Source organism: Nocardioides sp. SR21, assembly GCF_022761125.1.
Classification (GTDB): Bacteria; Actinomycetota; Actinomycetes; order Propionibacteriales; family Nocardioidaceae; genus Nocardioides.
Genome location: NZ_JAKWJR010000003.1, coordinates 136,830 through 155,736 on the forward strand (window position 1 = coordinate 136,830; position 18,907 = coordinate 155,736).

Here is an 18,907-nt window from a genome sequence, read left to right on the forward strand (position 1 = left end):
GGACGCCTGAGCGGTTGGCGCTGTCATGACCTCACTCGTCGACCGCGCCCTGGCCGCCCTCCGCACCGAGCACGACACCCTCGCGGCGCTCCAACCTCTGTCCGAGTCCCAGCTGACGTCGCCGAGCGGCGCCTCGGAGTGGACGGTGGCGGCTGCGCTGTCCCACCTCGGCAGTGGCGCCGAGATCGGTCGCCGGTCGATCGCCCAGGCGGCGGGCGAGTCGGTGGCCGATGAGTCGAACGAGGAGATCTGGGCGCGCTGGGACGGCGCGACCCCGGCCGAGCAGGCCGCTGCGTTCGTGGAGCACGACGCGGCGTACCTCGCGACGGTCGGCGGTCTGTCGGACGAGCAGAAGGCGTCGCTCGTCGTGGACCTCGGCTTCCTGCCGAACCCGGTGCCGGTGCTCGTTCCCGTCGCGATGCGGCTCAACGAGGTGGCCAACCACTCGTGGGACGTGCGGGTGGGCCTGGACCCGTCGGCGGAGGTGTTGACGTCGTCCGCGGAGGTGCTGGTGGAGCTCTTCGAGGGGCCGCTGGCGTTCCTGCTCGGCTTCGCCGCCAAGCCGGACCAGGTCGCGGAGCCCGTGCGGCTGGCCGTGCCGGGTGGCGGCATCGTGATCGACGGTGCGGTGTCCGTGACGTCGTCGCTGCCGGACGCCACGGCCACCCTGTCCGGCCCCGCGGGCGCGACGGTGCGCGCGCTCAGCGGTCGGCTGCGTGACGCCGACGAGGTCTCGGGGAACGTCTCGGTCGACGACCTGCGCCGGGTGTTCCCGGGCTACTAGGGAGAAGCACGCGCTGGATCGAGTAGCCCCGCGGCCGAGGAACGAGGCCGCTACGGGCGTATCGAGATCAGGCCGCGAGCGCGACCGGCCCCCGCAGTCGCTTGCTGACGCGGATCGTGAGGTCGACCAGCCGGAGGTCCAGCGCGCCGGCGACGGCCTGCAGCACCTCCGAGCTCGGCTCCTTGCGTCCCCGCTCGATCTCCGAGAGGTACTGCGTCGACACCCCCGCGTCCTGCGCGACGTCGGCGAGCGTCCGCCCGGCACTGCTCCGCTCCTCCCGGAGCTCGTGGCCGACCGCTTCGCGCCACAGCGGCTCCGGCTCGGTCGTCCTGTGGTCGTCTGGCCTCGGGAACGCGATCAGCTCACCCATGTGGCGACACTAGATCGGTACGTCGCTCGTCGCACCGACCGTTCGCGCACGGCGAACGGGTCCGGTGGTGGAGGCGCGAGCGAAGCGAGTCTCGTACCCACCTGCGCCCCGGTGGTCGAGCTTGTCGAGACCCCCGCAGCCGACCGACCTCGTAGACCGGAAGTCACGGGCGCCGGCACCACGTCTCGGTGCACGATGGCACCCATGTCCTTGCCGACCCCGACGCTCGAGACTGATCGCCTGCTGCTGCGCCCGTTCCACGAGGCGGACGCCGACGACCTGTGGGAGATGCACAGCAGCGCGAGCGTGCTGCGCTACTGGGACTCGCCGCCGTGGGCGGAGCCCAGCCGTGCCGAGCGGTTCCTCGCGACGACCCGGCAGCTGGCGGAGGAGGGCACCGGGGCGCGGGTCGCGATGGTGCGCGACGGGGCGTTCGTGGGCTGGTGCGCACTGGTCCGGTGGAACCCGGACCTCCGGAGCGCGGCGCTGGGGTACTGCCTGAACGAGGCCGCGTGGGGACAGGGGTACGCGACCGAGGGGGTGCGCGCGTTGCTGGGCTGGGCGTTCGCCACGCTCGACCTCAACCGCGTGCAGTCCGAGGTGGACACTCGCAACGCGGCGTCGGCGCGCGTGCTGGAGAAGCTCGGCTTCGTGAGGGAGGGGACGCTCCGGGAGGACTGCGTCGTCGACGGCGTGGTGTCCGACTCCTGGGTCTACGGGCTGCTCAGGCGGGAGTGGGCGTAGGTCTCCCAGCCGTCGCAGAACGGCGGACCCCAGTCCGCGACGAGCGCCTCGACCGCTGCGGCATCGGACTCGATCGCGGCCGCCTGCTCGCGGGTGAAGACGCCTTGAGCGACGGCGAGCTCCAGCTCGTCCTCGTCCTTGCGTACGACGGTGCGGTCGGGGCTGACGACGACATCGAGGACGTGGTCGCTCGTGTAGAGGGTGCGGTCGTCGCGGACGTGCGGACGCTCGAGGTTGACGTACCAGCCGGCGAGGTCGCCGGAACCCTGGGCGAGGAGGAGCCAGACCGACCACGGCTGGCCGGTCGGTGCGATGCGGAGCTGGTCGTTGACGGCGTGCGTGCCGTGCTCCTGGACCAGCGGAGTGGTGAACAAGGTGTCGGGATCGTCTCGCTTGCCCCGGCCGTCGGCCCGGGCTGCGCGCATCACCGGAGTCGCGCAGCGCAACCAGGCGACCAACCCGTCGGCGTCGTCCCGGACGACGGTGACGGTGCAGGCGAAGTGGGGGAGTGTCGCGTCGACGGCCAGCGGGCCCGTGCCCAGTGGGCCCGCGCCCTCGCGCCAGACGACCTCGGTGCCGGCCGGCCAGTACGGCGGATCGCCCGACGGTCGGAGCATCGGCCTAGTTGGTCGGCTTCTCCGACCCGACGACCCACATCGCGAAGAACTGCGATCCGCCGCCGTACGCGTGGCCGAGCGCCTTGCGAGCGCCGTCGACCTGGTGCTCGCCGGCAGCGCCGCGGACCTGGAGCGCCGCCTCACCGAAGCGGAGCATGCCCGAGGCACCGATGGGGTTGGAGGAGAGGACGCCGCCCGAGCAGTTGACCGGCATCCGGCCGTCCATCGCGGTGGCGCCGGACTCGGAGAGCCGCCAGCCGCCGCCGTTCTCCTCGGCGAAGCCGAGGGACTCGAGCCACATCGGCTCGAACCACGAGAACGGGACGTAGATCTCGGCCGCGTCGATCTCGTCGATCGGGCTGGTGATGCCGGCCTGCTTCCAGAGCGCGGCGGCGGCGTCGCGCGACGCCTGCGGGTTGACCTGGTCGCGCTCGGCCGCGGTGGTGGCCTCGGAGCGCATCACGGTGCCGTGGATCCAGGCCGGGTTCGGCGAGGCCGCAGCGGTGTCCTCGTCGACGATCACGAGCGCGCAGGCGCCGTCGGAGGACGGGCAGGTCTCGTCGTAGCGGATCGGGTCCCAGAGCATCTGCGACGCGAGCACCGACTCGACGGTGGTGTCCGGGTTCTTCAGGTGCGCGTAGGGGTTCTTCAGTGCGTTCTGCCGGTCCTTCGCCGCGACGATCGCGCCGACGTGCGTGGGTGCCTCGGACCGACGGATGTACGACCGCACGTGCGGGGCGAAGTAGCCGCCCGCGCCGGCGTGCACCGGCATGTTGAACGGCAGCGGCACCGACAGCGCCCACATCGCGTTCGACTCCGACTGCTTCTCGAAGGCGACGGTCAGCACGCGCTTGTGCACGCCGGCCTGCACGAGCGACGACGCCACGATGGCGGTCGAACCGCCGACAGAGCCGGCGGTGTGCACGCGCAGCAGCGGCTTGCCGGCCGCACCGAGCGCCTCGGCGAGGAACAGCTCGGGCATCATCACGCCCTCGAACAGGTCGGGCGCCTTGCCGACGACGATCGCGTCGATGTCGTCGAGCGACATGTTGGCGTCGGCGAGGGCGCGGTCCATCGCCTCGCGGCACAGGCCGGCCATCGACACGTCCTCGCGCTTGGCCCGGTGGTGGGTCTGACCCACGCCGACCACTGCGGCGGGCTGCTTGCTCATCAGGAGCGTCCTTCCAGGGTGCACAGGAGGTTCTGCTGCAGGGCCGGGCCGGACGTCGCGTGACCCACCGCCTTGGAGATCTCGCCGGACCAGATCCGGGCGGCCGCCTCGCCGATCCGGATGCCGCCGCCGGAGAACATCGGGTTGCTGGTGAGCGCGCCGCCCGACGGGTTGATGCGTACGTCGTCGGCAAGGCCGAGCTCGCGACGCAGGATCAGCTCCTGGTGGCTGAACGGCGCGTGCAGCTCGGCCACCTCGACGCCGGACAGGTCGACGCCGGCCGCAGCCCGGGCCGCGGACGGCGACCGGGTCAGGTCGCGGGTGCCCATGCTCATCGGGTCCACGAAGTGCGACAGGCCGCTGATCCACGCCGGCTTCTCACGCACCTCGCGGGCCTTGTCGCCGGCGGCGAGCACGATCGCGGCTGCGCCGTCGGTGACGGGGGAGCAGTCGTGCTTGCGCAGCGGGTCGGCGTACATCGGCCGGGCCAGCAGCTCCTCGACCGAGGAGCCGCCCTTGCGGATCGAGTACTCGTTCTTCTCCGCGTCGGTCAGCGAGCGGTTGGCGACCTCGGCCATCGCGGCCTTGTCCCACACGCCCGCGTCGATGCCGACGCGCGCCTGGAGCGCGGCCAGCGACACGGTGTCCGGCCAGAGCGGCGTCATCGTGTACGGCTCCAGCTGGAGCGACAGCGAGCGGCGCAGCACGCCGGCCGATGACTTGCCGAACGCGTAGACGAGCGCGGTGTCGACCTCACCGGTCTGGATCTTGATCCACGCCTCGTACATCGCCCACGCGAGGTCCATCTCGACGTGCGACTCGTTGACCGGCGGGATGACGCCGATCGCGTCGACCGCCTGGACGAACGAGAACGACCGGCCGGCCAGGTAGTCGCTCGAGCCCGAGCACCAGAACCCGACGTCGCGTCGGGTCCACCCGGTCTGCTCGTAGCACTCGGCGAGGAGCGGCACGAGCAGCTCCACGCAGGTCGGCGACCCGTCGAACTCAGGCATCTGTCGCTGGGCGAACCCGACGACGGCAACGTCTCTCATACTCCGCACTCCATTTCGGGGCCCTTCAGAGGTGCTGCTTGTAGGTGTCGTACTCGGCGTCCGGGTCGCCGGTCGGCTCGAAGTGGTCGATGTTCTCCAGCGAGTACGTCCACTCCTCGCGCGGCTTCCACACCGCCTTCACGCGCATGCCCATGCGGACCTCGGCGGCCGGGACACCCAGGATCAGGTGCAGGACCGCGATGTCGGCGCCGTCGAGCAGCACGTACGCCGAGACGTACGGCGGCGTGATCTTCTGGCCGAGGAACGGCACGTTCACCACGCAGAACGTCGTGATCGTGCCGGTCTGCGAGACCTCGACCTCCTCCGCGGTCGGCGTCCCGTCCGCCGGGCAGGCGCTGCGCGGCGGCACGTAGACCTTCTGGCACGTGGGGCAGCGCTGGCCGAGGATGCGGCCCTCGTTCAGGCCGCGGTAGAACGCCGACTCCTCGGGGGAAGCGGCGTACAGGTAGTCGAGGGACACGGGCACGACGACGCCGGTGACCGGGTTGGTGCCGAGGGCCTCGACGCCCGTCGGACCTGCGTCGGTCGCCGGTTCGAACGCCTCGATGTCGGTGATCGCGCCGACCCGCTCGGCGCGCCAGCGCACCTGCACCCGCATCCCGGTCGAGACCTCGTCGGGTGAGGCGACGTCCAGCGCGTGCAGCATCGGTACGTCGGCACCGTCGAGCTGGATCAGCGCGAACGCGAACGGCCGGTCGAACGGCTGGTCCTTCACGGGCTCCGGCACCCACGTCCAGGACGTGACGGTGCCGACCGGCGCGACGTCGACGAAGTCCGTGATCGCCTCGTGCGTCACGGGGTCGAACTCCGGCGGCGGCACGACGACCTTGCCCTCCGAGGTGCGCCCGCCGACGATCTGGCCGTCGCGCAGCCCGGTGAGGAAGCGACCGATGACCGGACCGGTCGATCGGGTGTAGTCGAACGCTACGGTGACCGGTGCTGACAGTGTTCGTGTCATGGTCTGAAACTAGAACACGTTCTACAGTTCGACAAGGCTCACTGACCGAAATTCGGCAAGCACCCCACCAGAGGAGATGAGATGAAGCTCGGACTGCAGCTCGGGTACTGGGGCGCGCAGCCCCCTCAGGGCGTCGGCGAGCTCGTGGCCGCCGCCGAGGACGCCGGCTTCGACGCGATCTTCACCGCCGAGGCGTGGGGGAGCGACGCCTTCACGCCGCTGGCCTGGTGGGGCAAGGACACCAGCCGGATCAAGCTCGGCACCTCGATCGTGCAGATGTCCGGCCGCACGCCGACCTCGATCGCGATGCACCTGCTGACGCTCGACCACCTCTCCAACGGCCGGGTCATCCTCGGCATGGGCGTGAGCGGTCCGCAGGTCGTCGAGGGCTGGTACGGCCAGCCCTTCGGCAAGCCGCTGGCCCGCACCCGCGAGGTCGTCGACATCATCCGCAAGGTCCTCGCCCGCGAGGACAAGGTGACCAACGACGGCCCGCACTACCCGCTGCCGTTCCACGGCGAGAACTCCGTCGGCCTGGGGAAGCCGCTCAAGCCGATCGTGCACCCGTTGCGCGCGGACGTGCCGATCTGGCTCGGCGCCGAGGGGCCGAAGAACGTCGCGCAGACCGCCGAGATCGCCGACGGCTGGATCCCGATCTTCTACACGCCGAAGTCGGCCGGCATGTACCAGCCGTGGCTCGACGAGGGCTTCGCGCGACCCGGCGCGCGCCGTACTCGCGCGGACTTCGAGATCGCCGCCACGTGCCACCTCCAGGTGGTGAGCAACGCGGAGGAGAAGAAGCAGGTCCTCGAGTTCATGAAGCCGTTCGTCTCCCTCTACATGGGTGGCATGGGTGCGGCGGAGGCCAACTTCCACAACCAGGTCTTCGTCCGGATGGGCTACGAGGACCTCGCCAAGGAGGTGCAGAGGCTCTACCTCAGCGGCGAGAAGGACCGCGCCACCGCGCTGATCCCCGAGGAGCTCGTCGACGACATGCACATCGTCGGCACCGCGAGCGAGGTCAAGGAGAAGGTCGCGCAGTGGGAGGAGACCGGCGTGACCACGCTGCTGCTCAGCTGCCGGACCGCGGACGAGATCCGATCGGTCGCCGAGCTCCTCGCCTGAGCGACCCCGACGTCTGAAACCTCGCCGGGAGGGTACGACGGGTCCATGACCCCTCCCTCCCGGCTCCTCGGGGCGGCCGTGCTCGCGGCGGCCGTCGGCCTGTCAGGTGCGGTGCTGGCTCCAGCGGACGCCATGGCGCCCGAAGGCATCCAGGCCTCCCACCAGTTCAGCAAGGGCAAGCCGCGCGACGCGCGGCTCAGCATCCCGGCCGTCGGCATCCGCCGCGTGCCGGTGATCGCCTACCGGGGCTGGACCGACGACGGGCCCGGCACCCGCATCCAGAACCGTGGCGTCGCGGCCTCGTCGCACGGCCCGCGGGGCGGAACCGGACCGGGCGGCAAGGGCAACTACCAGGTGACCGGCCACCGGACGTCGCACGGCGGGATCTTCCGGCGTACGCCGTCGCTCGACGTCGGCGCGCGGATCGCCGTCGACGTCGGCAAGTTCCGCTACATCTACACGGTGACCCGCACCCGCTGGGTCTCGTTCCGCTCGGCGAAGTCCCTGCGCCAGCAGCGGGCGGCCGTGCCCGGCTACCCGGGCCGCGAGCCGAAGCGCGGCTTCATCACCGTGTCGACCTGTGCGACCCCCGAGGACCACGCGGCCGGGAACTACTGGACCGACCAGTACGGGAACCCCGAGCACCGCATCGACAAGATCGGGGTGCTCGTGAAGCGGGTGCGCAACCCCTGGTACGACGCGGGGTGACCCGGATGTCACAGTTGCGCCGTGACCACCTACGGCGTCCTGGGAGTCGGCTCGATCGCTGCTGCCATCGTGAACGGCCTCTGCGTCCAGGACGCACCCGACGTCCTGCTCTCCCCGCGGAGTGCGGGAACGGCCCACGCGCTGGCGGCGCGGTACGCCACCGTCACGGTCGCCGCTGACAACCAGGCCGTCCTCGACGGCTCGGACGTCGTGATCGTCGCGGTCCTGCCGGGCCAGGCCGAGGCCGTGCTCACGGCGCTCGACTTCGCGGACCGGCACGTCGTGATCAGCGTCGTCGCCGGCGTCGGCCTCGAGGACCTGCGCTCGTGGACGGGTACGACGGTCGCGCGGGCGGTACCGCTCCCCGCGGTCGCGGGACGCGACGGACGCACGCCCGTGTACCCACCGGCGCCCGAGGCGGTCGCCCTGTTCGACCTGCTGGGCGGCGCGATCGCGGTCGACGACGCCGCGACGTACGAAGCGCTGACCGCGTCGTCGGCCACGGTGGCCGCGCACTTCGCCTACCTGGGCGCGATCGCGGACTGGCTGGTGAGCAAGGGGCTCTCGCCCGAGGACGCCCGGGGCTACGTCGGGGCGACGTTCGTGGGCGCCAGCGAGTCCCTCCGGGGCACGCCCGACTTCGGGGAGCTGATCACCGAGGTCGCGACCCCGGGCGGGCTCAACGAGCAGTTCGCCCGGGACCTGGGAGCGCCGCCGGTCGCCGCCGCTCTCGACGGGGTCCTCGCGCGCCTCACCGTTGCCCAGAACTGAAACACGTTCTAGTCTCGCTCGCATGACCGACGCTCAGGCGAACACAGACATGCGCACCGGGACGCACAACGGACACCTGATGGTCGCCGCGCTCAAGCGGCACCGCGACAAGCCCGTCATGTACCTGGGCGACACCACGCTCACCGGCGGCCAGGCGGCCGACCGGATGAGCCAGTACGTCCAGGCCTTCGAGGCGCTCGGCGCCGGCCGCGGCACGGCGGGGGCGCTGCTCGCGCTCAACCGCCCCGAGGTCCTGTTCATCCTCGGCGCCGGCCAGACGCAGGGCTACCGGCGGACGTCGCTGCACCCGCTGGGCTCGCTGGACGACCACGCGTACGTCATCAACGACGCCGAGATCACCAGCATCACCATCGACCCGTACTTCACCGAGCGTGCTCTCGGGCTGCTCGAGAAGTGCCCGAAGCTCGAGAAGGTGCTGACGATCGGGCCGGTCCCGGAGGAGCTCAGCCACGTCGGCTTCGACCTGACCGCCGCGGCGGCGACGTTCGACCCGCAGCCCCTGAGTGCGGTGACCCTCGAGCCCGACCACATCGTCTCGATCACCTACACCGGCGGCACGACCGGCAAGCCCAAGGGCGTCATCGGTACGTCGCGCGCGATGAACACCATGACCCAGATCCAGATGTCGGAGTGGGAGTGGCCCGAGGCGCCGCGCTTCCTCATGTGCACGCCGCTCTCACACGCCGGCGCCGCGTTCTTCGTGCCCACGGTGCTCAAGGGCGGCTGCCTCTACGTGCTCTCGAAGTTCGATCCGGCCGAGGTGCTCAAGACGATCGAGGAGCAGAGGATCACGGCCACGATGCTGGTCCCGTCGATGCTCTACGCGCTGATGGACCACCCGGACTCGCGCACCCGCGACCTGTCGTCGCTCGAGACCGTCTACTACGGCGCGTCCGCGATCAACCCGGTGCGCCTCAAGGAGGCGATCGACCGCTTCGGCCCGATCTTCGCGCAGTACTACGGCCAGTCCGAGGCGCCGATGGTGATCAGCTACCTCGGCAAGGGCGACCACGACGACCAGCGGCTGTCGTCGTGCGGCCGCCCGTCGGCGTTCCTGCGTACGGCGCTGCTGGGCGAGGACGGCAAGCCGGTGCCGGTGGGGGAGCCGGGCGAGATCTGCGTGGCCGGTCCGCTGCTGGCCGGCGGCTACTGGAACCTGCCCGACGAGACCAACGAGACGTTCCGCGACGGGTGGATGCACACCGGTGACGTCGCCCGCGAGGACGAGGACGGCTACTGGTTCATCGTCGACCGCACCAAGGACATGATCGTCACCGGCGGCTTCAACGTGTTCCCGCGCGAGGTCGAGGACGTCGTCGCGGAGCACCCGGCCGTCGCCCAGGTCGGCGTGATCGGGACCCCGCACGAGAAGTTCGGCGAGGCGGTCACCGCGATCGTCGTGCTGCGCTCTGACGCGGCCTCCGACGAGGCGGCGATCGCGACCATGACCACGGAGATCCAGGAGATGGTCAAGGAGCGCAAGGGCTCGGTCCAGGCGCCCAAGCAGGTCATCGTCGCCGACTCGCTCCTGCTCACCGCGCTCGGCAAGCCCGACAAGAAGGCGCTGCGCGCCCAGTACTGGACCGGGGACCGAGCCGTCGGCTGACTGAGGGGGCACGGGGTGGGTACGACCTACCCCATGCGCCTGCGCAACGGTCCCGACGGCTACGGAGCGGTCACCAAGCTGCTGCACTGGGCGACCGTCCTCGCGGTGGTCGCACAGTTCGTCGTCGGCTACTCGATGGAGGTCGACGACTCCGGCCGCGGCCGGGGTCGCGGCCGCGGTGAGGGGTCCGGCCGCGGGCGCGGACGCGGGGGAGACGACGACGTCGACCTGTTCGACGGCAGCTTCGACCTCGTCGACCTGCACGTGCTGCTCGGCCTGTCGATCCTGGCTCTGGTCGGCGTGCGGATCATCTGGCGGGCGACGACGCCGCTGCCGCCGTGGGCGCCGCAGCTGACCGAGGGCAACCGGCGGTTCCTGCACGCGACCGAGGTCGCCCTGCTCGTCACGCTCGTCGTGGTGCCGGCGACCGGGATCGCGCTCGTGCTCGGGGCCGACGACCTGCTCGCGCTGCACGTCGGGGCCCACGTCGCGTTCTTCGCGGCGCTCGCCGCGCACCTCACGATCGTGTTGTGGCGACGGTTGCTGCCTCGAATGCTGTGACCGGCTCGGCGGCTCGCCTCCGGCCGGCGAACCAGCGGCGTACGCCGGTGTCGATGGCGAGCCCGAGAAGAAGCAGGCCGACGGCCACGACGCCGTCCAGCCACCAGTGGTTGGCGGTCGCGGAGACGACGAGCGTCGTGAGGATGACGTGCAGCAGGAAGACCCAGCGCCAGACGCTGGTGCTCACCGCGACGATGCCCAGGGAGACCACGGCCGCCCAGCCGACGTGGATCGACGGCATCGCGGCGAACTGGTCGGAGACGCCCTCCTGGACGTCGCTCGTGTAGACCGACATGCCGTAGAAGTGCGAGACGTTCTCGTAGCCGAGGTCGGGGAAGAACCGGGGCGGTGCGACCCGCACGAAGCGGATGATCAGGCAGCCCAGCGTGAGCAGCGCCAGACCGTTGCGCCAGTGCGGGAACTGGTCGCGGTGCCGCATGAAGAGCCAGACCAGGAAGGCGATCAGCGCCGGCACGTGGACGGTGGCGTAGTACCACGTCGACGCCTCACCCACCCACGCGTGGTCGAGCACGAAGTTCTGCAGCGCGAGCTCGCTGGGGAGGTGCAGGGCGCGCTCGACGTGGTCGATCTCCCGGCCCCGGGCCAGGGCACCGCTGGTCGTCGCCAGCGGCAGCATCCGCGCCAGCCGCCAGAGCGCGTAGAGGGCCGCGATCAGCGCGAACTCCCGCGCGAGCGGCTCGGCGTTCCTGGTGCCGGGACGCCACCGACGCAGGCCGAGCCAGACCGCGCAGCTGAGCAATGCCGCGACCGCGGCTTGGTCCCAGGTCGGCCACGGCACCGCTGGATCCTCCCAGTGGCGCCGTGGTCCCCGCAAAGGAACCAGCGCGAAAGCGTCCAGAAATCGATATGGAAAACGTTATCGACAACGATTGACAGCGGTCGCTCCGGCCTGGCAGGTTCACCCGTGGTGTGTGACGAACGTCCCATCGGTGCGGTGGGGCGGAATGGAGGAGTACTCAATGAGGTCGAAGACCCGACGCGCGGCCCTCGCCGCGCTCTGTGCCGGCGCGTTGACGCTGTCTGCCGCGGCTTGCGGCAGCGACGACGACTCGTCGGAGGGCGGTTCCGGCACCACGATCACGTGGTGGCACAACTCGAACAACGAGCCCGGCATGGGCTACTACGAGCAGGTGGCCAAGGACTTCGAGGCCGACCATCCAGGGGTGGACATCGAGATCAGCGCCATGGCCCACGAGGACATGGTCAGCAAGCTGGCGGCCGGGTTCCAGAGCGGGGACATCCCCGACATCTACATGGAGCGCGGCGGCGGCGAGCTCGCCGACCACGTCGAGGCGGGCCTGGTGCGCGACATCTCCGACGACGCGTCGGAGGAGATCGAGAAGATCGGCGGCTCGGTCGCGGGCTGGCAGGTCGACGGCCAGACCTACGCGCTGCCGTTCTCCCTGGGAGTCGTGGGGTTCTGGTACAACACCGAGCTGTTCGAGGAGGCCGGGATCACCGCGCCGCCGACCACGCTCGACGAGCTCGGTGACGCCGTCACCAAGCTCAAGGACGCGGGGATCGACCCGATCTCGGTGGGTGCCGGCGACAAGTGGCCGGCCGCGCACTACTGGTACTACACCGCGATGCGCGAGTGCTCCCAGGACGTGCTGTCCGACGCGGTCACCAGCCTCGACTTCTCCGACCCGTGCTTCGAGAAGGCGGGCGAGGACGTGGAGACGATCCTCGGGTGGGAGCCGTTCAACCCGGGCTTCCTGACCACCCCGGCCCAGGAGGGCGCCACCTCGGCCTCCGGCCTGCTCGCCACCGGCAAGGTCGCGATGGAGATGCAGGGTCACTGGGAGCCCGGCGTGATGCAAGGGCTCACCGACGACGGCAAGGGGCTGGGCGACAAGACCGGCTGGTTCCCGTTCCCGTCGATCGACGGCCAGTCCGGTGACCCGGCCGCGGCCCTCGGTGGCGGTGACGCCTGGGCGGTCTCGGACGGTGCTCCCGACGAGGCCGTGGACTTCGTGAAGTACCTGCTGTCCGACGACGTCCAGATCGGCTTCGCGGAGAACAGCATGGGTCTGCCGACGAACTCGGCGGCCAGCGGCTCCGTCGCCGACCCGGCACTGGCGGGTCTGCTCGAGGTCCGCGACGCGGCGCCGTACGTCCAGCTCTACTTCGACACCGCGTTCGGCACGTCCGTCGGTGGTGCGATGAACGACGAGATCGCCCTGCTGTTCGCGGGTGAGGCCTCGCCACAGGACGTCGTCGACGCGACGCAGGCGGCAGCCGATCAGGAGAGCTGAGCTGACCGTGACGCATGAGGGGGCCACGGGACCGGTGGCACCCACGCTGACGGAGGTGGTCACCCGGCGCGACGAGCGCCGGGTGGCCCCCCGGCCGGTAGGGACCGGCTGGCGCCAGCGTCTCGAGATCGTCATGTTCGTGTCACCGGCCCTGGCCCTGATGGCCGTCTTCATCCTCTGGCCGGTCCTCTCGGCGGTCCGGATGTCCTTCTACCGCTGGAAGGGCTTCGGCCCGATGGACCAGTGGGTCGGCCTGAACAACTACCGACTGGTGCTCCAGGACGAGGTCTTCACCGACGCGGTGATGCACAACTTCACCATCGTCGTGCTCTCGATTCTGATCCAGCTGCCGCTCGGGCTCGGGCTCGCGCTGCTGCTGAACCGGCGGATCCGCGGTCGCGGGCTGCTCCGCACGATCGTGTTCGTGCCGTACGTCGTGGCCGAGGTGATCGCGGGCGTGATCTGGTTCCAGCTGCTCCAGCCGCAGTACGGCGTGGTCGACACGGTCCTGACCAACATCGGCCTCACGCCACCGGAGCAGGGCTTCCTCGGGACGCCTGACCTGGCGCTGCCGACCGTGTTCGTGGTGCTCACGTGGAAGTACCTCGGGCTGGCGGTGCTGCTGTTCCTCGCCGGCCTGCAGGGCGTGCCGGACGAGCTCTACGAGGCGGCGCAGCTCGACGGGGCGAGCTGGTGGCAGACACAGCGGCGGGTGGCGATCCCGCTGATCGGCCCGACGATCCGTACCTGGGCGTTCCTGTCGATCATCGGCTCGCTGCAGCAGTTCGACATGATCTGGGTGCTGACCCACGGCGGCCCGGCGAACCGCACGACGACGATGGCGACGTACCTGGTCGAGCAGGGTACGGAGCGGGGTAACTACGGCATCGCCGGGGCCGCCTCGGTGCTGCTGTTCGTGATCGCGTTCGTGACGGCGGTGGCGTACCAGCTGATCGTGCTGCGGCGCGACACCAAGGTGGACCGGTGAGGAGGACGGCATGACGGACAAGCAGACGAAGGCGTTCGGCGCCGGCGGCCCGCTCGTGTACGTGCTCGCGCTCGTGGTGGTCGCGCTGACGCTCGGCCCCGTCCTGTACGGCGCGCTCGGCGGCTTCCGGAGCAACGAGCAGCTGGCGAGCGACCCGGCCGGCCTGCCCGACCCGTGGGTGTTCACGAACTACTCGACCGTGCTCACGAACTCGGAGTTCTGGCGCTACGCGCTGAACTCCACGGTGGTCGCCCTGATCACGACCGTGGTCGCGGTGCTGGCCGGCGTGATGGCGGCGTACCCGCTCGCGCGCTACCAGTTCCGCGGCCGCGAAGGGCTGTTCATGGTGTTCGTGCTCGGGCTGCTGTTCCCGGCCGCGGTCGCGATCATCCCGCTGTTCATCCTGGTGACCCGCGACCTCCAGCTCGGCAACACCTGGTGGGGCGTGGCGCTGCCGCAGGCGGCGTTCGCACTGCCGATCACCGTGGTGATCCTGCGGCCGTTCCTGATGGCCCTGCCGCGCGAGCTCGAGGAGGCCGCGCTGATCGACGGCGCCTCGCGCGTGGGGATCTTCTGGCGACTGGCGCTGCCGCTGTCGATGCCGGCGCTGGTCACCGTCGGTGTGCTGGCGTTCGTCACGTCGTGGAACGCCTACCTGCTGCCGCTCCTGCTCCTGCAGGACGACATGCGCACGCTGCCGCTCGGGGTGGCCGACTACTCGACCGAGCACTCGGCCGACACCGCCGGTGTCCTGGCCTTCACGACGATTGCGATGATCCCGGCATTGATCCTGTTCCTTGCGCTGCAACGACGGATCGTCGGTGGACTGACGGGGGCGGTCAAGGGATGAGCGAGGAGCTTGAGGTGACTTCCACCCACAACGGGCGGGTGACGATGCAGCAGGTCGCTGCCGAGGCCGGCGTGTCCGTGTCGACGGTGTCGAAGGTGATCAACGGGCGGTACGGCGTCGCGAGCGAGACGTCGGAGCACGTCAACAGCGTGATCAGCCGTCTCGGCTACGAGGCCAGCCTGGTCGCGCGCAGCCTGCGGAACACGCGGACGAACGTCATCGGCCTGCTGGTCATGGACTTCGAGCCGTTCAGCACCGAGGTGCTCAAGGGCGCCGCGGACGCGATCCGGGGCAGTGGCTACGAGCTGGTCGCGTACTCCGCGGGCGGTGGCGTCGACGACCACATCGGATGGGAGTCGCGCGCGCTGTCGCGGGTCATGGGGACGCTGGTCGACGGCGCGGTGCTGGTCACCCCGACGGTGACCGACGTGCGACACACGGGACCGATCGTGGCCGTCGACCCCCACACGGGACGCTCCAGCCTCCCGACGGTGACGTCGGACAACCTCCAGGGCGGCCGGCTCGCGGTCGACCACCTGCTCGGGCTCGGGCACCGGCGCATCGGGATGATCACGGGCCGCCCGGACCTGAGCTCCGCAGAGCTCCGCGAGCAGGGCTACCGGGACGCGCACGCGGCGGCCGGCGTACCGGTCGACGAGTCGCTGCTGGCGCTCGGCGGCTACGACCCGGAGCAGGCGCGCGAGGCCTCGCGGACGCTGCTCACGATGGCGGAGCCGCCGACCGCGATCTTCGCGGCGAACGACATCTCCGCGATGGTCACGCTCGAGGTCGCCGCCGAGCTCGGGATCGCCGTACCCGCCCAGCTCTCGGTCGTCGGCTTCGACAACATCCCCGAGTCGGCGCTCGCCGACCCGCCGCTGACCACCGTGCAGCAGCCGATGCGGCAGCTCGGCCACGACGCGGTCGCGATGCTCATCGCGCAGATCTCCGGCGAGGAGATCGCGGACACGCACCTCACCCTGGAGACGACGCTGGTCCCGCGCGGGTCGAGCGCGGAGGTCGCACGATGAGCGAGCTCTGGCGCAACACCGCCCTGGCGCCCGAGGCGCGGGTGGCCGACCTGATGGCGCAGATGACGGTCACCGAGAAGGTCGCCCAGCTGACCGGGATCTGGTGGATCGACCCTGCTGCGGGCGGCATGGCGCCGATGCTGAGCGAGAGCCTCGGTCCGCAGCCGCCGTGGGACGAGGTCGTCACCGACGGGCTCGGCCAGCTCACCCGCACCTACGGGACCGGCCCGCTGGAGCCCCGCGAGGGCATGCGGATCCTGGCGGAGCGGCAGCGCGACGTGATGGCGGGCAACCGGTTCGGCATCCCGGCCCAGGCGCACGAGGAGTGCCTCACCGGACTGGCGGTCTGGCGCGCCACGATCTACCCGGCGCCGCTGAGCTGGGCGGCGTCGTTCGACCCGGCCCTCGTCGAGCGGATGGCCGGCCGGATCGGTGACGCGATGCGCCGCCTCGACATCCACCAGGGCCTCGCGCCCGTGCTCGACGTGGTGCGCGACCACCGCTGGGGCCGGGTCGAGGAGACCCTCGGCGAGGACCCGTTCCTGGTCGGCCTGGTCGGGAGCGCCTACGTCCGCGGGCTCGAGCGCGCGGGCGTCGTGTCCACCCTCAAGCACTTCGTGGGCTACTCGGCCTCCCGCGCGGCGCGCAACCTCGCGCCGGTGTCCATGGGGCCGCGCGAGATGGCCGACGTGATGCTGCCGCCGTTCGAGATGGCGCTGCGCGCCGGCGCCCGCTCGGTGATGAACTCCTACACCGACATCGACGGGGTGCCGGCCGCCGCCGACCCGGCGCTGCTGACCGGGCTGCTGCGCGACCGGCTCGGCTTCACCGGCACGGTCGCGGCCGACTACTTCTCGGTCGCGTTCCTCCAGACCCTGCACGGGGTCGCGGGTTCCCTCGGGGAGGCCGCCGGGCTCGCGCTCGAGGCCGGGATCGACGTGGAGCTCCCGTCGCTCAACGCCTTCGGCGAGCCGCTGCTCGCGGCCATCGAGACCGGCCAGGTCGACGAGAAGGTCATCGACCGCGCGCTGTCGCGGGTGCTGCTGCAGAAGTGCGAGCTCGGGCTGCTGGACCCCGGCTGGGCGCCGGCCGAGCCGGAGGACGTCGACCTCGACGACCCGGAGTCGCGTGCGCTCGCGCTCGAGCTGGCCAGGCGCTCGGTCGTGCTGCTCTCGAACGACGGCACCCTGCCGCTGGCCGCCGGCGCACCGATCGCGGTTGTCGGGCCGCGCGCGGACACGTTCGAGGCGATGCTCGGCTGCTACTCGTTCCCCATGCACGTGCTGGTCCACCACCCGGACGCCGAGGCCGGGGTGGCGATCAGGACCGTGCGTGAGGAGCTGGCGGGCTCGTTCGACGTGACCTACGCCCTCGGTTGCCCGGTCGTCGGGGGCGAGGACGCCGACATCGAGGCCGCGGTGGTCGCCGCCGCGGGCGCGGAGGTCTGCGTCGTCGTGCTCGGCGACGAGGCCGGCCTCTTCGGCAACGGCACCTCGGGCGAGGGCAACGACGTCGCGACGCTGGACCTGCCCGGCCGGCAGGAGGAGCTGCTCGAGGCCGTGCTCGGCACGGGTACGCCGGTGGTCGCGGTCCTGCTCGTCGGGCGGCCGTACGACCTGAGCCGGCAGGCGGACCGCCTGGCCGGGCTGCTCTGCGGCTTCTTCCCGGGCGAGGAGGGCGCGCAGGCCATCGCCGACGTGCTCAGCGGCCGGGTGAACCCGTCGGGCCGGCTGCCGGTCAGCTTCCCGGGCGCCGGCTCGACGCAGCCGTCGACGTACCTCGCCTCGACGCTCGGGCGGCGTACCGAGGTGAGCGTCGTCGACCCGACCGCGCTGTACCCCTTCGGTCACGGGCTGTCGTACGCCGACGCCACCTGGGGCGACGTCTCGACGTCGACCCAGCGCTGGGAGACCGACGGCTCGTGCGAGCTCGTGGTGCCGCTCACGAACGAGAGCGACCGCGACGTGTCGGAGGTCGTGCAGGTCTACCTCCACGACCGGTCGGCGTCGGTGGTCCGGCCGGTGCAGCAGCTGATCGGCGCGGCCCGCGTGGACCTGGCGCCGGGGGAGAGCAGGGCGGTGCGCTTCGACCTGCACGCCGACCTGACCTCGTTCACCGGCCGCGAGCTGGTGCGCATCGTCGAGCCCGGCGAGGTCGAGCTGCGCGTCGGTGCCTCGAGCGCGGACATCCGCGCGGTGCTGACGCTCGACCTGGTCGGTCCCGGCCGCGAGGTCGGCACCGACCGCGTGCTCGAGCCGACGGTGTCCGTCGTACCGGCCTGATGCAGTTCGACTGGCCGCTCGACCAGCTGCGCGGCTACGACCCGCAGCTGGCCGAGCCACCGGACCTCGACGAGTTCTGGGCGGCGTCCCTCACCGACCGTGGTGAGGGGGCGTCGTTCGTGCACGTCGACAACGGCCTGCGCGCCGTCGAGACGTACGACGTCACGTTCCTCGGCTTCGGCGGTGACCCGGTGCGCGCGTGGCTGCACCTGCCGGCGGCCGCGCTCCGCAGCGGCCCGCTGCCCGGCGTCATGCAGTACCAGGGCTACAACGGTGGCCGGGGCCTCGCGCACGAGCACCTGCTCTGGGCGTCCGCGGGCTATGCGCACCTCGTCATGGACACCCGCGGGCAGGGCAGCGGCTGGACGACCGGGAGCACCGGTGACCCCGGCGGCAGCGGGCCGTCACAGCCGGGGTTCCTGACCCGCGGCATCGAGGACCCGCGCACCTACTACTACCGGCGCGTGTTCGCGGACGCCGTCGCGGCGGTCGAGGTGCTGCGCCGTCATGACCTCGTCGACGGCGCGCGGGTCGCGGTCGCGGGCGGCAGCCAGGGCGGTGGCATCGCGGCGGCGGTCGCCGCGCTCGCGCCGACCTCGGTGGCGGCGCTGCTCTGCGACGTGCCGTTCCTGTCCGACTTCCGCCGGGCGGCCGCGGTCGCGCAGACCGAGCCGTATCTCGAGCTCGTGCGCTACCTCGCGGCGCACCGCGACCGGGTCGAGCAGACGTTCGCGACGCTGTCGTACTTCGACGCCGCGGTGCTGGGCCGGAGGGCCACCGCGCCGGCGCTGTTCTCGGTCGCGCTGATGGACGCGACCTGCCCGCCGTCGACCGGCTTCGCGGCGTACCACGCTTATGCCGGGCCCAAGGACCTCGAGGTCTACGAGTTCAACGACCACGAGGGCGGCCAGGCGTTCCAGCAGGCCCGCCAGCTCGCCTGGCTGGCGGAGGCCTTCGCGTCCGCGTGACCA

At 71.3% G+C, this 18,907-nt stretch carries 19 protein-coding genes; 13 read left to right on the plus strand and 6 right to left on the minus strand.

The features are described from left to right. Positions 1-25: 25 nt before the first annotated feature. Positions 26-784, plus strand: a complete 759-nt coding sequence (locus MJ604_RS06670; protein ID WP_243057540.1) for a maleylpyruvate isomerase family mycothiol-dependent enzyme — start codon at positions 26-28, stop codon at positions 782-784. A 67-nt stretch (positions 785-851) separates the two neighbouring features. Here the strand turns inward: MJ604_RS06670 and MJ604_RS06675 are convergent, their stop codons facing one another. Continuing rightward, the gene (locus tag MJ604_RS06675; RefSeq protein WP_279235507.1) at positions 852-1,154 is read right to left on the minus strand and encodes a helix-turn-helix transcriptional regulator; all 303 of its coding nucleotides are present in this window, start codon (positions 1,152-1,154) and stop codon (positions 852-854) included. 204 nt (positions 1,155-1,358) lie between these two features. Between MJ604_RS06675 and MJ604_RS06680 the strand changes: the two genes are divergently transcribed. Further along, positions 1,359-1,898 carry a GNAT family N-acetyltransferase gene (locus tag MJ604_RS06680; protein WP_243057541.1) on the plus strand — a complete coding sequence of 180 codons (540 nt, stop codon included), beginning with the start codon at positions 1,359-1,361 and terminating at the stop codon, positions 1,896-1,898. On the opposite strand, the gene MJ604_RS06685 is transcribed toward MJ604_RS06680, so the two are convergent. Genes MJ604_RS06685 through MJ604_RS06700 form a run of 4 tightly spaced genes read right to left on the minus strand, consistent with a single transcriptional unit; the run spans position 1,868 to position 5,717 of the window. After that, positions 1,868-2,515, minus strand: coding sequence for a DUF402 domain-containing protein (locus tag MJ604_RS06685; RefSeq protein WP_243057542.1), 648 nt, complete (start codon positions 2,513-2,515; stop codon positions 1,868-1,870). The genes MJ604_RS06680 and MJ604_RS06685 overlap by 31 nt on opposite strands. A gap of 4 nt (positions 2,516-2,519) precedes the next feature. Beyond that, positions 2,520-3,686, minus strand: coding sequence for a thiolase domain-containing protein (locus tag MJ604_RS06690; RefSeq protein WP_243057543.1), 1,167 nt, complete (start codon positions 3,684-3,686; stop codon positions 2,520-2,522). Then, positions 3,686-4,738 carry a thiolase domain-containing protein gene (locus MJ604_RS06695; protein ID WP_243057544.1) on the minus strand — a complete coding sequence of 351 codons (1,053 nt, stop codon included), beginning with the start codon at positions 4,736-4,738 and terminating at the stop codon, positions 3,686-3,688. Before MJ604_RS06695 ends, MJ604_RS06690 begins: the two co-directional genes overlap by 1 nt. Before the next feature lie 25 nt (positions 4,739-4,763). After that, positions 4,764-5,717: a Zn-ribbon domain-containing OB-fold protein gene (locus MJ604_RS06700; RefSeq protein ID WP_243057545.1), complete on the minus strand. Its 954-nt coding sequence runs from the start codon at positions 5,715-5,717 to the stop codon at positions 4,764-4,766. An 81-nt stretch (positions 5,718-5,798) separates the two neighbouring features. Here MJ604_RS06700 and MJ604_RS06705 point away from each other — a divergent pair, with 81 nt between their 5' ends. From MJ604_RS06705 to MJ604_RS06725, 5 genes are read left to right on the plus strand one after another with little or no spacing between them, the layout of a single operon-like run. After that, positions 5,799-6,842, plus strand: a complete 1,044-nt coding sequence (locus tag MJ604_RS06705) for an LLM class F420-dependent oxidoreductase (RefSeq protein WP_243057546.1) — start codon at positions 5,799-5,801, stop codon at positions 6,840-6,842. Positions 6,843-6,887: 45 nt separating this feature from the next. After that, on the plus strand, positions 6,888-7,550 hold the full coding sequence (locus tag MJ604_RS06710) for a sortase domain-bontaining protein (RefSeq protein WP_243057547.1): 663 nt from the start codon (positions 6,888-6,890) through the stop codon (positions 7,548-7,550). A 21-nt stretch (positions 7,551-7,571) separates the two neighbouring features. Beyond that, entirely contained in the window at positions 7,572-8,321 is a 750-nt protein-coding gene (locus MJ604_RS06715; protein WP_243057548.1) for an NAD(P)-binding domain-containing protein, read from the plus strand. A 22-nt stretch (positions 8,322-8,343) separates the two neighbouring features. After that, complete coding sequence (gene fadD8 / locus MJ604_RS06720) at positions 8,344-9,948, plus strand: fatty-acid--CoA ligase FadD8 (RefSeq protein WP_243057549.1); 1,605 nt, start codon at positions 8,344-8,346, stop codon at positions 9,946-9,948. A 33-nt stretch (positions 9,949-9,981) separates the two neighbouring features. Beyond that, the gene (locus MJ604_RS06725; RefSeq protein ID WP_243057550.1) at positions 9,982-10,509 is read left to right on the plus strand and encodes a cytochrome b/b6 domain-containing protein; all 528 of its coding nucleotides are present in this window, start codon (positions 9,982-9,984) and stop codon (positions 10,507-10,509) included. On the opposite strand, the gene MJ604_RS06730 is transcribed toward MJ604_RS06725, so the two are convergent. Then, positions 10,466-11,308: a phosphatase PAP2 family protein gene (locus tag MJ604_RS06730; RefSeq protein ID WP_243057551.1), complete on the minus strand. Its 843-nt coding sequence runs from the start codon at positions 11,306-11,308 to the stop codon at positions 10,466-10,468. The genes MJ604_RS06725 and MJ604_RS06730 overlap by 44 nt on opposite strands. 181 nt (positions 11,309-11,489) lie before the next feature. Between MJ604_RS06730 and MJ604_RS06735 the strand changes: the two genes are divergently transcribed. From MJ604_RS06735 to MJ604_RS06760, 6 genes are read left to right on the plus strand one after another with little or no spacing between them, the layout of a single operon-like run. Beyond that, complete coding sequence (locus MJ604_RS06735; RefSeq protein ID WP_243057552.1) at positions 11,490-12,785, plus strand: ABC transporter substrate-binding protein; 1,296 nt, start codon at positions 11,490-11,492, stop codon at positions 12,783-12,785. 34 nt (positions 12,786-12,819) lie between these two features. Further along, entirely contained in the window at positions 12,820-13,773 is a 954-nt protein-coding gene (locus tag MJ604_RS06740; RefSeq protein WP_243057553.1) for a carbohydrate ABC transporter permease, read from the plus strand. A 10-nt stretch (positions 13,774-13,783) separates the two neighbouring features. Next, positions 13,784-14,623, plus strand: coding sequence for a carbohydrate ABC transporter permease (locus MJ604_RS06745; protein WP_243057554.1), 840 nt, complete (start codon positions 13,784-13,786; stop codon positions 14,621-14,623). Positions 14,624-14,637: 14 nt separating this feature from the next. Beyond that, positions 14,638-15,654: a LacI family DNA-binding transcriptional regulator gene (locus MJ604_RS06750; RefSeq protein ID WP_243057555.1), complete on the plus strand. Its 1,017-nt coding sequence runs from the start codon at positions 14,638-14,640 to the stop codon at positions 15,652-15,654. Then, on the plus strand, positions 15,651-17,936 hold the full coding sequence (locus MJ604_RS06755; RefSeq protein WP_243057556.1) for a glycoside hydrolase family 3 N-terminal domain-containing protein: 2,286 nt from the start codon (positions 15,651-15,653) through the stop codon (positions 17,934-17,936). Before MJ604_RS06750 ends, MJ604_RS06755 begins: the two co-directional genes overlap by 4 nt. Further along, positions 17,936-18,904, plus strand: coding sequence for an alpha/beta fold hydrolase (locus MJ604_RS06760; protein WP_243057557.1), 969 nt, complete (start codon positions 17,936-17,938; stop codon positions 18,902-18,904). The genes MJ604_RS06755 and MJ604_RS06760 overlap by 1 nt, the downstream gene beginning before the upstream one ends. Positions 18,905-18,907: the final 3 nt, after the last annotated feature.